We start from the raw sequence: 14,094 nt of genomic DNA on the forward strand, positions 1-14,094 counted from the left end.
CTCCCGGACCGGAGCGCGGTTCCACTGCAAGCGCCTGCGCCCTGACGCAAACAAAAAGCGAGGATGTCCGGAAGGACATCCCCGCTTCGTTTTTCCGGGCATGGCCGCTCGTGCGCTACAGCACCCGCATGTGCATGGGCTCGGCCTTGACGAAGGGGAAGGCCCTGATCGTCGCCAGGGCCGCCTCCACGTCACGCTGACGGGCGGTGTGGGTCATGACCACGATGGGCACGATGGATTCGTCCTGGGTGTCCGGGTCCACCTTCTGCACCACCTGGTAGATGGATATCCCGGCGTCGCCCAGGGCCTTGGCGATGGCTGCCAGCACGCCCGGCTTGTCCTCCACGGTGAAGCGGAAGTAGCGGCGGCTGGCTTCCTCGTCGTGGGGCAGGATGTCCGCCGGGGGCAGGATTTTCTCGGGGAAGCCGGTGTTGTTGGGGGCCGAGCCGTCGCGGGCCAGGGCCATGATGTCGGCCAGCACCGCGCTGCCGGTGGCGCGTCCGCCCGCGCCCTGGCCGTAGAGCATCACCGCGCCCACGGCGTCGCCCACCACGCGCACGGCGTTGAAGGCTCCGTTGACCTGGGCCAGCAGGTAGCTCTTGGACAGGAGCATGGGATGCACGGCGGCCATGACCTTCCCGTTCACCGCCTTGGTCTGCCCGATGAGCTTCACCTCGCAGCCGAACTCCCGGGCGTAGGCGATGTCCAGGGGGGTGATGCGGGTGATGCCGGTGACGGGCAGGGCGCTCAAGGGGAAGTCCTGCCCGTAGGCCAGGCGGATGAGCAGGATGAGCTTGTGGGCCGCGTCGATGCCCTCCACGTCGAAGGTGGGGTCGGCCTCGGCGAATCCCTTCTTCTGCGCCTTCTTGAGGGCCTCGGCGTAGGACAGGCCCTTCTTGGTCATGCGCGAGAGGATGAAGTTGGAGGTGCCGTTCAAGATGCCGGTCACCGCCAGGATGCGGTTGCCCGCCAGGGACTCCTTCAAGGTCTGCACGATGGGGATGCCGCCGCAGACGCTGGCCTCGTAGTAGAGGCCCACGCCCTTCTGCGCGGCCAGAGCGAAGAGCTCCTCGCCTTTTTCGGCCAGCAGGTGCTTGTTGGCTGTGACCACGTGCTTGCCCGCCGCCAGGGCCAGGCGGATGAGGTCGTAGGCCTTGGAGAGCCCGCCCATGAGCTCGACGACGATGTCCACGTCCTCGGCGGCGGCCAGCTCGAGAGGATCGGCCACGACGCGCGCCCTTTCGGGCACGGGGACGGGCCGGGCCTTGGAGGCGTCGCGCACGGCCACGGCCACCACCTGCACGGGGCGTCCCAGCCGGCGCTCTATCCAGTCGGCGCTGTCCGCCAGGATGGAGGCCAGGCCCTGGCCCACGGTGCCGAATCCGGCCAGGCCCAGGCGCACGGGCCGGGCGATCACGCTCCCCCCGACAGGGCTTTCTTGATGCCGCGCATGGCCTGGTTGATGCGGTGGCGGTTCTCCACCAGGGCGAAGCGCACGTGGTCGTCGCCGAAGTGGCCGAAGCCAAGGCCGGGCGACACGGCCACGTGGCCTTCCTTGAGCAGGTGCTTGGCGAACTCCACCGAGCCCATCTTGCGGAACTCCTCGGGGATCTGGGCCCAGACGAACATGGTGGCCTTGGGCGGGGGCACGTCCCATCCGGCGCGGTGCAGGCCTTCGATGAGGGCGTCGCGGCGGTCGCGGTAGACGTCGCAGATCTCCTGCACGCACTCCTGCGGGCCGTTCAGGGCCACCGCGGCGGCGATCTGGATGGGCTGGAAGATGCCGTAGTCCAGGTAGCTCTTGATTCGCGTCAAGGCGTAGACCATCTCCTTGTTGCCGCAGCAGAAGCCCACGCGCCAGCCGGCCATGGAGTAGCTCTTGGAGAGCGAGAAGAACTCCACGCCCACGTCCTTGGCGCCCCTGGCCTGCAGGAAGCTCGGGGCCTTGTAGCCGTCGAAGCACAGGTCGGCGTAGGCGAAGTCGTGGATGACCAGCATGTCGTGCTCTTTGCAGAAGTCCACGATCTTCTCGAAGAAATCGAGCTCCACCACTTCGGCGGTGGGGTTCTGCGGGTAGCTGATGATCAGCAGCTTCGGCTGGGGCCAGGTCTGCTTGGTGGCCGAGAGCAGGTCGTCGAAGAAGTCGCGTCCCTTGCCCAGGGGGATGCGGCGCACGTCCGCGCCGGAGATCACCGAGGCGTAGGGGTGGATGGGGTAGGCCGGGTCCGTGGCGAAGACCACGTCGCCGGGCTGGAGCATGACCAGGGCCAGGTGGGCCAGGCCTTCCTTGGCGCCCATGGTGACGCAGACCTCGGAGTCGGCGTCGAGCTCCACGCCGAAGCGGCGCAGGTACCAGTTGGCCATGGCCAGGCGCAGGCCCGGGATGCCCTTGGATGCCGAGTACCTGTGGTTGGTTGCCTTCTGGGATGCCTCGAGGAGCTTGTCCACGATGTGCTGCGGGGTTGCGAGGTCGGGGTTGCCCATGCCCAGGTCGACGATGTCCACCCCCTGGCGGCGCATCTGCATTTTGAGTTCGTTGACCACGGCGAAGACATACGGAGGCAGGCGCTCCATGCGCGCGAACTTGTGCATCGCAAACGGCTCCTTCAGATATTTGTGAATGCCGGGAATGTAGCGGGGGCCGGGCCCGGTGTCAAAGGTGCAGATGGGCCGGGGAGCAAGGTGGCGCAAGGGAAAATGTGATTCCGGTGAGGTTTGAAGCGTCTCCTGTAAAGGCGGAAAGCGGTCCGGAAAGCGGAACGCCGGCGGCGGCGGGCTTGGCCGCCGGTCCATCCTCCCGTCCATTGTGACGGTGCGGGCATTTTGGTCCTTGACCACGGCGTGTCTTGCAACTATGAACGATGGTTCGCGGAGAGGTGGCCGAGCTGGCCGAAGGCGCTCCCCTGCTAAGGGAGTATACTGGCAAAACCGGTATCGAGGGTTCAAATCCCTCCCTCTCCGCCAGTTTTGACTGTTAAAACCCCGGCTGGGTGACTGGCCGGGGTTTTCTCGTGTTTATCGGTTCAGGCTTCAGGAAACAGCCTCGGGAAGAGCACTTCCGCCGAATCCACCGTGACCCGCAGGTACACCGGCCCCTTGGGCGGGATTCAAAAGGGCGGGCCTCAATCCGACATGACGCGGTTTCGGCCGCCCTGTTTGGCGCGGTACAGAGCCGAATCCACCCGTTGCGTCAGGCTCTCGAGCTCTTCATACGTGGCGCTGGAGGCCACGCCGAAACTGGCGGTGATGGTGGTCGACGTCGGGAAGGCGGTTTTCTCGATTCCCCTGCGCAGCCGCTCCGCCAGGCGTTCGGCGACATCCAGCCCCGTCTCCGGGCAGACCACGAGGAACTCCTCTCCTCCCCAGCGGCCCACGGTGTCGGTCTCGCGCGCATTGGCGGTGAGCGCGTCGCCGATCCACCTGAGCACCTGGTCTCCGGCGTGGTGGCCGAAGGTGTCGTTGATCGACTTGAAATGGTCCACGTCCACCATGATCACGGAAAACGTCTTTTGGTAGCGCTTCACCCGCCTGAGCTCCGACAGCAGCACCTCGGTGAGCCTGTGCCTGTTGCACAGGCCTGTCAGCGGGTCGGTCTGGGAGAGGATTTCCAGGTCCTTGTTCTTCTCGTCGAGCTGCCGGTTGATATGGGCCAGTTCCTGGGTGCGCTGGCGGACCTTCTCCTCGAGGTTTTCCACAAGGTCCTTGACCCGGTGGGTCATGGAGTTGAACGTGTCGGCCAGGACCCCGAGTTCGTCCCCGCTGTCGGCATCCACCGTGATATCCAGGTTCCCGGACCGGAGCTGGTCGGCGCTGCGGGTCATGGCCACGATTTTTTTGGTGATGCTGGAATTGATGACGAAGGCGATGACGAAGGCGCAGAACATGCCCAGGATGGTCGTGCCCAGGACGGTCATCAGGGCCGCGCGGCTGACCCAGTTGATGCGCGCCTGGTAGCGGGCCACCTCCGCAGCGGAAAGGACCTTCAGTTCCTGGGCGATGGGATCGGCCATCCTGGCCTGCAAGGTGAAATCGTTGATGTTCCCCCGGATGGCCACGTCGACGTCCAGGATCTTGTCCGCAATCTTGGTGTACTCGTCCAGGGAGTCGTCGAGGGCTTTCTTCCGGCTCGCGTCGAGGCCGCCCGAGCCGGCGGCGCGCGCCAGCCTGCCCAGGGTGTTGAAGGCGGACTGCATGAACGGCCTTTGCCGGGTGATCCGGTACTGCTTCTCGGAAAGGTCGGCCTCCTGCAGGAGGTACGACAGGCTTTTCGAGTCGGCGACCGCGACCCGCATGGCCTCCATCCGGCCGGTCAGCTGGGTTTCCAGCCCGTTCTCGGGGTCGCCCAGGACCGACAAGAGGGTCATGTTGTCCAGCAGAACGTCGGCGAACCGTTTCGCCAGGGAGAGGTACAGGGTGACGTCCACGTTGCGCCGCCGCAGGGCCTGGCTCGGGTGCGCCCCTCCCAGAAGGCCCTTGAGCTCCTCGTTCACCGAGATGACCCTGGCGGTGCTGACGAGGGCCTGGTGCCCGTAGAGCTCCTGCGCCCGGGCGAAACCCACCTCGGGATAGTAGAGCAGGAAGTCGCGGTAGAGGCGCCGGGCCTTCTCGAGCCCCGCGTCCATCTCGGAGATCTTCTGGCGGATCTCCATGCTGGTGAGAATGTCCGTTTCCGCCTCATGCACCACCATCAGGGCGTACAGGTTCACCGTGGCCGCCAGCACGACCATGACGAGCAGGACAGTGAAGGCCAGGCCGAACTTGTACGTGATTCCGAGCCTTCCCCAGAACCGCGCGAGCCCGGGAAATGCAAAGCGGTCAGGGCGCATAGGTGTAGACGGCGTTGGCTTTCAGTCCCGCGATGCCCTTGGAGGGATCGTCCAGGCGCAGGACATTGAAGCTGGGAACGCCGCAATCGCCGAATTCGTTGCAGGTGAGCGACCCGGTCACGCCCTTGAAGCCCCTGGTGCCGTACAGAGCGTCGCGCAGGGCCTGGCGGCCGATGAGCATGGAGCCGTCCCTCTGTTTCACGGCGGCTTTCTCAAGGGCGGCAATGAGGATGTTGGCCGCGTCGAAGGCGCTCACGTAATAGTCCGTGCGCGGAGTCTCGCCGTATTTGGCCTGGTATTCGTCCGCCAGCTTCTGGAGCTCGGGGGTGTGCGGCGCCGGGGTCGGGCCGACGAAATACATGCCCACCGCAGCGGTCGAAACCGCGTCGATGAAGGTCTGGTCGATCAGGGAACCGTCGCTCATGAACACCAGGTTTTCGAGGCCGGGTGTCTTCCTGGCCCGCAGCAGCACGTTGTTGCCCTCGGGCTGGAACAGCGGGAAGAAGACCAGCTGCGCCTTGGCCTGCAGGACGGCCTCCAGGACCGGCGCCATGTCGGCGTCACCCTTGTTGATGGTGGCGTACAGCACGACTTTTCCGCCCAGGCGCTCGAACTCCTGTTTGAAGCCGTCGGTCAGCCCCTTGGTGTAGATGTCGCCGTCGTTGATGGTGGCGGCGGAGCGCATGCCCAATTTTTCGTAGGCGTAGCGGGCCGCGGCGGGGCCGGAGTACTCCTCGTTGGGCGCCGTGCGGAAATAGCCGGCCTGCCACTTCGGAGCCTTCTTCCCCGCGACCGATGTCAGGAAGGGAGCGGAATTGTTGCCGGAGATCATGGAGAGCCCGGCTTCGGTCATGACCTGGGCGGCGGTGGCGGCGTCCCCGGAGCAGGTCGTGCCGAAGATGGCCGCCACGGACGGGTCGGATACGATCCTGAGGGCGGAGTTGGCCCCTCCCTCGGGCTTGCAGCCCGTGTCCTCGATGATGAGGCTCGCGTCGTGGCCCAGGACCTTGCCGCCGCGCATGGCCAGCGCCAGTTCCATGCCGCGGATCTGGTCCACCCCGATGGAGGCCATCTTGCCGGTGATGGTCTGGATGACGCCGAGCTTCACGGGCAGCGCGGCCTCCAGGGTCACGCAGCCCAGTTTGTCCTGGCAGACCTCCCTCGGCTTGTCGGAGGAGCATGCCGCCAACAAGGCGTACACGAGCAGGACGACGGGCAAAGGCAGCGTTGCGCGGCTGAAGGGGGGCATGCCGGTCTCCAAGGAGGAAAGAGTGTGCAGGGAGAGCCTGTCGACAATTTAGAAGGGAATCTATTCCAGAAAGGGCATTTAAATCAAGCTGCGGGGCGTCTGCTTGTCGAAAGGCTGTGGTCTGTATCGAGGGAACAAATCCCTTCCTCTCGGCCGGTTTCAATGATTTCATGCCTCCAGGCGATTTCAGCCGCCGGGGCTTTTGCCTCGCGGGAGGGGCCTCGAGCCCGCGCCGGAGGAGGAACATGAAGGGAACCGAACGCAAGAACATCCGGCCGGGACTGCGCGTCCTGGTCGTGCTCAAGAAAGACCAGCGCACCGGCAAGACCACGGAGGGCGTGGTGCGGGACATACTGACCAAGGCCCCGGTGCACACGCGGGGCATCAAGGTCCGCCTGGAGGGCGGCGAAGTGGGGCGGGTCTGCGAGATCCTCGGAGGGCAGGGCTGATGCACATCTACGCCGACGCGGACGCCCTTCCCGGAGCCATACGCGACATTCTCTTTCGGGCGGCCGAGCGCCTGCGCCTGAAGCTCACCCTGGTGGCCAACAAGACCCTCCAGGTGCCGTCTTCCGGGCTTATCGCCGCCATCAGGGTGGGGCAGGGGTTCGACGTGGTGGACGAGGCCATCGCGGGGATGGTCGAGCCGGGCGATCTGGTGGTCACGGCGGACATCCCCCTGGCGGCCAAGGTCATCGAAAAGGACGCCCACGCCCTGAACCCCCGGGGGGAGCTCTACACCAGGGACAACATCCAGGGCCGCCTGACCATGCGCAACCTGCTCTACGAGCTGCGCGAAAGCGGCGTCACCACCGGCGGCCCCCCGCCCCTCTCCAGGCGCGACCGCGAGAAGTTCGCCAACAGCCTGGACAGGTTTTTCCGGGAGAACCTCGGTGCCTGAGCAGCGTGGAGGGCGCAGGGCCGTCCATGCGGCCGCATTTGTGTCGCGACTGTTGCCATGGCCGCGACAACTGAGGTAACAACATGCCATGCTGAGGCGTAAAGCCGGTCATTCCTGACAACCCTCATGATTCGGCGGATTCTATGGGAAAAATGACCAGGGACGGGCTGATCTTCGCGTTGCACGCGGCCAGATCCCGTGTTGCCGAGCTTGAGAACCTCCTGGGGCAGGACCCCCCGGGGGAGGGCGGGTGTGAAAATTCCGACGCGGCCGCCCGGGAGTCGAGCCGGATGCTCGCGCAGATCCTGGACGCCATCCCGGCTCGGGTTTTCTGGAAGGATCTCGATCTCAACTACCTGGGCTGCAACAGGCCCTTCGCCGCCGACGCGGGGCTCGACTCCCCCGAGGAGATCGTCGGCAAGAGCGACCTGGAGATGGTCTGGATCGAACAGGCTAACGCCTACCGGGCCGACGACCGGGAGGTCATCTCCAGCGGTTTGCCGAAACTGGGGTACGAGGAGGGGCAGACCCACAAGGACGGCCGCACTATCTGGGTGCGCACCAACAAGGTCCCCCTGCGCGGGCCGGGCGGCGCCATCCGAGGCGTGCTCGGCACCTATGAAGACATCACCGACCGCAAGCTCATCGAGCTGGCCCTCCGGGAGAGCGAGGAGAAGCACCGGGCCATCGTCACCGCCTTCGACGGCATGATCTACATCTGCTCGGCCGACCACCGCATCACCTTCATGAACCAGGCCTTCAAGGACATGCTCGGGCGCGACGCCACCGGGGAGAGATGCTTCAACGCCCTGCACGCTCTGGGCGACGTGTGCCCCTGGTGCGTCAGCGAGCGCGTCCTGGGCGGGGAGACGGTGCGTAAGGAGATGTTCAACGCCACCCTCGGCCGGTGGTTCTATATCGTGAACACTCCCATCCACCATGCGGACGGGACTGTTTCAAAGCAGGCGCTCATGCTCGACATCACGGAGCGCAAACAGGCCGAGGAGGCCCTGCGCCAGAGCGAGGCCCGCTACAAGCTGCTGCTCGGCAGCGTGACCAACTACATCTACACCGTCACCGTGGAGCACGGCCGGGCCGTGTCCACATCCCACGGGCCGGGCTGCGAGGCCGTGACCGGCTACACCCCCGAGGAATACGCCGGCGATCCCCTGCTCTGGCACACCATGATCCCCACCGAGGACCGGCAGGCAGTCCTGGACCGGTCGGCCCTGGCCCTGGCCGGAGAGGAGTGCCCGGCGCTCGAGCATCGGATCGTCCACAAGGACGGCTCGGTCCGTTGGGTGTGCAACACCATGGTTCCCCGCCGGGACGTGTCGGGCTCCGTGATCGCCTACGACGGGCTCATCGCCGACATCACCGAACCCAGGCAGATCAAGGAGGAACTCAAGCGCGCCAAGGAGCAGGCCGAGGCGGCCAATACGGCCAAGTCGGAGTTCCTGGCCAACATGAGCCACGAGATACGCACTCCCATGAACGCCATCCTGGGGCTTACCAAGCTGGCGCTCAGGCGGGACCTGTCGTCGGCCCAGCGGGAATTCCTCGAGGGAGTCATGGACGCGGGGGCGTCGCTCATGCAGATCATCAACGATATCCTGGATTTCTCCAAGATCGAGGCCGGGCGGCTCGACCTGGAGTCCGAGCCCTTCGCCCTCCGCCCCATGCTCGACCGGACCATGAAGAGCTTCGCTCCCCAAGCCCGAAAGAAGGACATCGACCTCAAGCTGCACGTGGACGCCGCCGTGCCGGACCTCCTCCAGGGCGACCAGGGGCGGCTCAGGCAGGTGGTGGTGAACCTCGTGGGCAACGCCCTGAAGTTCACCCAGACCGGGTCGGTGGAGCTGTCAGTGGCCCTCCTGGGCGCTCCCGGAAAAGAGCCCGGGGGGCTGGACGAGCGCGAGAAGCTCGAGTTCACGGTGCGCGACACGGGCATCGGCATCCCCGCGGACAAGCTGGAGAGCATCTTCGAGAGTTTCACCCAGGCCGATTCCTCCACCACCAAGCTTTTCGGAGGCACGGGGCTTGGCCTGGCCATCTCCAGGAAACTCACGGCCATGATGGGTGGAGGCATCCAGGTGGAGAGCGAACCGGGCAAGGGGGCCACGTTCCGGTTCACGGCCGTTTTCGGCGTCCCCCCGGCCGGACGGCGCGGCCACGGGCTCTCCGTGCAGGAGGAGCCCGCCGGAAACGGGGCGCGGCGGGCCCTGCGCATCCTCGTGGCCGAGGACGACAGGATGAACCAGATCTTCGCCGAGACCTTCCTGAAGGACGCCGGGCACAGCGTAGCCATAGCCGCCAACGGGAAAGAGGCCGTGGAGCTGTTGCGCATCGAGAATTTCGACCTGATCCTCATGGACATATCCATGCCCGAGATGGACGGCATCCAGGCCACCCGGGCCATCCGCTCTTCCACGGGGGGGAGCTTCAACCCGGACATCCCCATCATCGCCATGACCGCCCACGCACTCAAGGGCGACAGGGAGCGCTTTCTGGCCGCGGGCATGAACGGCTACATAGCCAAGCCCGTGGAATTCGAGGAGCTCGTGCGGGTGGTGGCGCAGGCCGCTGACACGGGCTCCGGGGTGTTCGCGGTTTCCGGCTCCCGGATTCTCCAGTCGGAATCGAGCCTGCCCGACCTGGACAAGGACTGGTTCGACGCCCACTTCGCGGACAAGCCCGAAGTCAGGAAGCACCTTGTGGAGGTCTTCATGCGCGAATTGCCTAGGCGCATCGAGGAGATCAAGGCCGCCCTGGCCGCAGGTGACCGCAAGAGGCTCGCGGAATCCGCCCATACCCTCAAGGGGGCTTCCGGGGTCATCGGGGCGGCCCGGGTGCGCCAGAGCGCCCTGGATCTGGAACAGGCCGGCCGCAACGGGGATATGCCCCTGGCCGGAGAGTTCTTCCGTGACCTGGACGCCGCCGCCGCCCGGCTGCTGGAGCTCCTCGCCCATGACTTCCGGTGAGCCGTCCGGATACGTCCGCGCCTGATCTCCGGCCCGCGGGCCCGGAGGTGTTCCCATCCCCCTGAAACGAGGAAGGCCCCGGGCGGCAAGAGCCGCCCGGGGTCGCGCGTGGAGCCCCCGGGAAGACGGTGTGGGTGGGGGGGTGTCGGTCTTCCCGGGGGAATGACAGGTGCGTCGAACGTTTGGCGGAGGCCTGGGGGCGGCCTCCCCGGTCCTGGGAGGCCGCCCTTCGGACGCCGGCTGGCAGCTACGCGGCGGTTCTCTTCTCCCAGTCGCGCAGGGCTATCTTGAGGGCTCCCACGGTGAAGGTGTCGCAGTCGAGCTTGGGGTACACCCTGGGGAGCATGGGACGGATGTCCTCATTGCTCAGGGTGTAGCACTCGTAGACGCTCTTGCCCTTGATCAGGGCGGTGAGCGCGGCCAGGCACTGCTTGCTGTAATCGCAGCCCGCGGCCATGCCGCCCGCGTCCGCGATCATGTCGTCGGCGATGCGCAGCTCGACGCGGATGGAGTTCTTACAGGTGGTGCAGCCGTGGCTGCCCACGGCGTTGGCTCCGGCCACCGGCAGCTCCAGCGGGCCGCCGCCGATTTCGCAGGGAGGCGCGGCCTGGTCGGGCGCGGCCTTGGCCACGGCAGGAGCGGGGGCCTCCTCCCGCTTGGCGCTCTTCTTGCGGGGCGCGGCCGCCGCGGCCTCGATGCCCAGTTCGCGGCGCACCTCGTCCAGGTCGATGATCCTGGGGTCCACCAGGGTGAAGCCGCAGCTGCCGCCCCAGTCCTGGTCGTCGGCGAAGGACCCGCCGTAGCGGACGTCGTCCAGGATGAGGAAGTCCTGTTCGCCCAGGATGCGGTCCCAGCGGTGGACGAAGAAGTCGAACTTGTCGGGATCGAAGCTTTCGACGCCGCGCCAGGTCCAGGTCATGTGGCAGTATTCGTCGTCGTAACCCAGCAGGGCCAGGTACTTGGCCCGGCTCTCCAGGTAGTGCCGGCGGCGCAGCAGCACGGCGGACTCCGGAATGGCGGCGGTGTCGAACGGAATGCGGTTGCCGTCCACGGAGACGGTCACGGCGCATTCGTCGTCGAACTTCATGCCGCAGGTGCTGGTGTTGCCGTTGCGCCACCAGTGGATGTACTTCTTGGTGTAGAACTTGCGCCCGAGCGCCTGGATGCGCTCCACGGTCTTGGCGGAAACCGGATGCAGGGAGAGGTCGCAGCGACGGCCCTTGATGGCGAGTGTGAGTTCCATGTCCCTTCCTCCTCATATATGTCGGGTGCTGCCCGGCAACCCTTGGGATTTTCCGGATCGTGCCCACGCTCCGGCTTGTGTGAAAATAAGCACAAAGCGGGCCATCCGTGATTGTCGTTAAATTTTAGCATATTGCTGATTTTGCCGGAGCGCCGTCAGGCTGGGATGGCGAAAAAATCGTCCCTTTCGCGTTGACCGGGCGGGGCGGCGGGGGCAAGATGGAACCGGGTAGCGTGGGGAGGAACCAAGCCGAGAAAGGGGCGTTATGAAAAGTCTGGGGAAGCCTTTCCCCTGCACCTCCATGTGTTCCGCCATCATGGACAGCGTGGGCGACGGTGTTTTCACCATCGACCGCGACTGGTCCGTGACGTTCTTCAACCGGGCAGCCGAGGACATGACCGGCGTGCCCCGGGCGGACGCCGTGGGCTGCAAGTGCTGGGACGTGTTCCGGACCAAGGACTGCAAGGACGTCTGCATCCTGCGGGCCTGCATGGATCAGGACCGCAGGATCTCGCACCGCATCATGACCATCGGCCGCGCCGACGGCTCCACCGTGCCGGTCAGCGTCAGCGCCGCGCCCCTCAAGGACCATCGGGGGGTCATCATCGGCGGGGTGGAGACCCTGCGCGGCCTTTCGGGCGGCGAGGAGGTCGGCCGCCTCATCGGCTGGAACGCGCCGCGCGACTTCTGCACCCGCGACCCGCATCTCACGGAGTTGGTCAGGATACTGCCCCAGATCGCCGGGAGCGACGCCACGGTGCTGCTCCTGGGCGAGTCGGGAACGGGCAAGGAACTCTTTTCCCGGGCCATCCACAGGCTGTCGCACCGCTCCAAGGGGCCGTTCGTGGCCGTGAACTGCGGGGCGCTGCCCGAGCAACTCATGGAGTCCGAGCTGTTCGGGTACAAGGCCGGGGCCTTCACCGACGCCCGCCGGGACAAGCCCGGCCGCTTCCAGCTGGCCGAGGGCGGGACGCTTCTGCTGGACGAGATCGGCGAGATGCCCCTGGCCTTGCAGTCGAAGATCCTGCGGGTGCTCCAGGAGAAGGTTTTGGAACCCCTGGGGGGGGTGGAGAGCGTGGCCACGGACGTGCGCATCGTGGCCTCCACCAACCGCGACCTGGCCAAGATGGTGGAGGAGGGGACGTTTCGGCGCGACCTCTACTACCGGCTCAACGTGGCACAGCTGACCCTGCCCCCCCTGCGCGAGCGCGGCCAGGACATCCCCCTGCTGGTGGAACACTGCCTGCGCCACCGCAGCGGCGTGCTCGTCAAGGACATCCGAGGCGTCACCCCCGAGGTGATGCGCATCCTGATGCGCCACGACTACCCCGGCAACATCCGCGAGCTGGAAAACATCATCGAATACGCCTGTATCCTCTGCCCCGGCGGGCTCATTGAGCCCGACCACCTGCCCCGCCATCTGCGTCCGGCCATTCGCCCCGACTCGGGCGACATCCCCCTGACCATGGAGGAGGTGCGCTACCACGCCGCCAAGCGGGCCGTGGCGCGCAACCTGGGCAACCGCAACGCCGCTTGCCGGGAGCTGGGCATCACCAAGGACACCCTGCGCCGCATCCTGCGAGTCACGGAAGAGGACGAAAAATAAGTCCGTTTCAGGGCCTTGCCGGAAAATTCGTCCGCCTGCCCGACGCCCGGGTCCGGTTGCCGCACGCCGCGTCTCTTTGCGGACCACGCAATGCCGCTGTAAAGGCATGGCCGGGCCGGCTCCGGCCATGCGGCGCCGATGCTGCCGGCGAGCAGGCCGGTTCCGGACGTGTCCCTTGCGACGCAACACGGATGCGGATCGCGCGTCCGCCGGGATGGCGCGCGTGCGGAGCCGGTCGGCGGCCAAGGGAAATGCGTACCGCCGGACATAACACGCCGGCTGGTCCGCCTGTCATGTTTTCGGTTGCATTTGCATTGGTTTTCTTTACAAGCTCTTTCGAGCGCCTCCGGTGAAGCGGCATCCCGCCAGGCGCGCCCCCTTCCGATATTCTTCCGTACCTGTTTACTTGAGAGGCAAATCCTTTTAAGCATCGGCAACGAGGATGAACGCCCATGAGCATGGTCGACAGAGTCAAGCAAGGCATCGCCCGCCTCGCGCGTGAACACGGCGGGCCGTCGGCCCTGGCTGAGAAGGCCGGTGTCGGACAACCCAACGTGTCCAAGTTCCTTTCCGGAAAGGCCATTCCGCGCTTCGACACGGTGGCCCGCATCCTGGAGACGCTGGGGGCGCGAATCCTCTTTCCCGACGAGGAACGCGACACCACCCGCACGGTGGTGTTCGTCTCGGCCAGGCGTTCCGGCGGCGCGGCGGAAGCCGCGTCACCCATCCCGCCCGAGAACTACATGGCCATCCCCCTGGCCCAGGGCGCCGTGGCCGCCGGGCCCGGACTCATTCCCGAGGACGCCGTGCGGGGATGGGTGCTGGCCATGAAGGACCAGTCCTCCATCCGCTACCGGACCAACCTCGTGGCCCTGGAAGTGGGCAAGGGACAGGAATCCATGGTGCCCACGCTGCACCCCATGGACATCGTCCTGGTGGACCGCGACGATTTCCGCCCCGAACCGGACGGCTCCATTTTCCTGGTGCGCGAGCCCGGACCCGACGCCGAGGTGGCCGTCAAACGCGTCTACACCAGCCGCAAGGAAGGGCAGACCCTGCTCACGTTCGTTTCCGACAACCCCGACAGGCGCTCCTATCCTCCCTCGGTGCACAGCCTGGAAAACGATTACCAGGGCGATCTGCGCCGGGCCATCGTGGGCCGGGTGGTTTGGGCCTGGTCGGACATGACCCGGAAGTAGCCCCGCCGAAGCCTCACGTTGTTCCGATCCCGGACCGCCGCCCCTTCGCGGGGCGGGATCGCGTTCGGTTCCGGACGTATCCGTACGAA

The 14,094-nt window shown here is 66.2% G+C and carries 10 protein-coding genes and 1 tRNA gene; 6 read left to right on the top strand and 5 right to left on the bottom strand.

Features of this window, described 5'->3' with window-relative positions; all coding sequences use genetic code 11:
* Positions 1-115: 115 nt before the first annotated feature.
* Complete coding sequence (locus ML540_RS01495; RefSeq protein ID WP_243359628.1) at positions 116-1,414, bottom strand: homoserine dehydrogenase; 1,299 nt, start codon at positions 1,412-1,414, stop codon at positions 116-118.
* Positions 1,414-2,592 carry an aminotransferase class I/II-fold pyridoxal phosphate-dependent enzyme gene (locus ML540_RS01500; RefSeq protein ID WP_243358065.1) on the bottom strand — a complete coding sequence of 393 codons (1,179 nt, stop codon included), beginning with the start codon at positions 2,590-2,592 and terminating at the stop codon, positions 1,414-1,416. The genes ML540_RS01495 and ML540_RS01500 overlap by 1 nt, the downstream gene beginning before the upstream one ends.
* 278 nt (positions 2,593-2,870) lie before the next feature.
* Between ML540_RS01500 and ML540_RS01505 the strand changes: the two genes are divergently transcribed.
* Positions 2,871-2,964 (top strand) — tRNA-Ser (locus tag ML540_RS01505).
* Positions 2,965-3,122: 158 nt separating this feature from the next.
* Here ML540_RS01505 and ML540_RS01510 read toward each other — a convergent pair.
* Positions 3,123-4,826 (bottom strand): GGDEF domain-containing protein, encoded by a 1,704-nt coding sequence (locus tag ML540_RS01510; RefSeq protein WP_243358067.1) that lies wholly within the window; start codon positions 4,824-4,826, stop codon positions 3,123-3,125.
* Positions 4,816-6,075: a branched-chain amino acid ABC transporter substrate-binding protein gene (locus ML540_RS01515; protein ID WP_243358069.1), complete on the bottom strand. Its 1,260-nt coding sequence runs from the start codon at positions 6,073-6,075 to the stop codon at positions 4,816-4,818. The genes ML540_RS01510 and ML540_RS01515 overlap by 11 nt, the downstream gene beginning before the upstream one ends.
* Positions 6,076-6,320: 245 nt before the next feature.
* Between ML540_RS01515 and ML540_RS01520 the strand changes: the two genes are divergently transcribed.
* From ML540_RS01520 to ML540_RS01530, 3 genes are all read left to right on the top strand, one after another.
* The gene (locus tag ML540_RS01520) at positions 6,321-6,524 is read left to right on the top strand and encodes a YwbE family protein (protein WP_243358070.1); all 204 of its coding nucleotides are present in this window, start codon (positions 6,321-6,323) and stop codon (positions 6,522-6,524) included.
* A complete protein-coding gene (locus ML540_RS01525; RefSeq protein ID WP_243358071.1) occupies positions 6,524-6,976 on the top strand; it encodes a YaiI/YqxD family protein in 453 nt (150 codons plus the stop codon). Before ML540_RS01520 ends, ML540_RS01525 begins: the two co-directional genes overlap by 1 nt.
* A gap of 143 nt (positions 6,977-7,119) precedes the next feature.
* Positions 7,120-9,957 (top strand): PAS domain S-box protein, encoded by a 2,838-nt coding sequence (locus tag ML540_RS01530; RefSeq protein ID WP_243358072.1) that lies wholly within the window; start codon positions 7,120-7,122, stop codon positions 9,955-9,957.
* 247 nt (positions 9,958-10,204) lie between these two features.
* Here ML540_RS01530 and ML540_RS01535 read toward each other — a convergent pair whose 3' ends face one another.
* Positions 10,205-11,200 carry an iron-sulfur cluster assembly scaffold protein gene (locus ML540_RS01535; protein ID WP_243358073.1) on the bottom strand — a complete coding sequence of 332 codons (996 nt, stop codon included), beginning with the start codon at positions 11,198-11,200 and terminating at the stop codon, positions 10,205-10,207.
* A gap of 265 nt (positions 11,201-11,465) precedes the next feature.
* Between ML540_RS01535 and ML540_RS01540 the strand changes: the two genes are divergently transcribed.
* Positions 11,466-12,806, top strand: coding sequence for a sigma-54 interaction domain-containing protein (locus ML540_RS01540; RefSeq protein ID WP_243358074.1), 1,341 nt, complete (start codon positions 11,466-11,468; stop codon positions 12,804-12,806).
* Between the two features lie 452 nt (positions 12,807-13,258).
* A complete protein-coding gene (locus tag ML540_RS01545) occupies positions 13,259-14,005 on the top strand; it encodes a helix-turn-helix domain-containing protein (protein WP_243358075.1) in 747 nt (248 codons plus the stop codon).
* Positions 14,006-14,094: the final 89 nt, after the last annotated feature.

Origin of the sequence: Fundidesulfovibrio terrae, assembly GCF_022808915.1 — a bacterium.
GTDB classification, from domain to species: domain Bacteria; phylum Desulfobacterota; class Desulfovibrionia; order Desulfovibrionales; family Desulfovibrionaceae; genus Fundidesulfovibrio; species Fundidesulfovibrio terrae.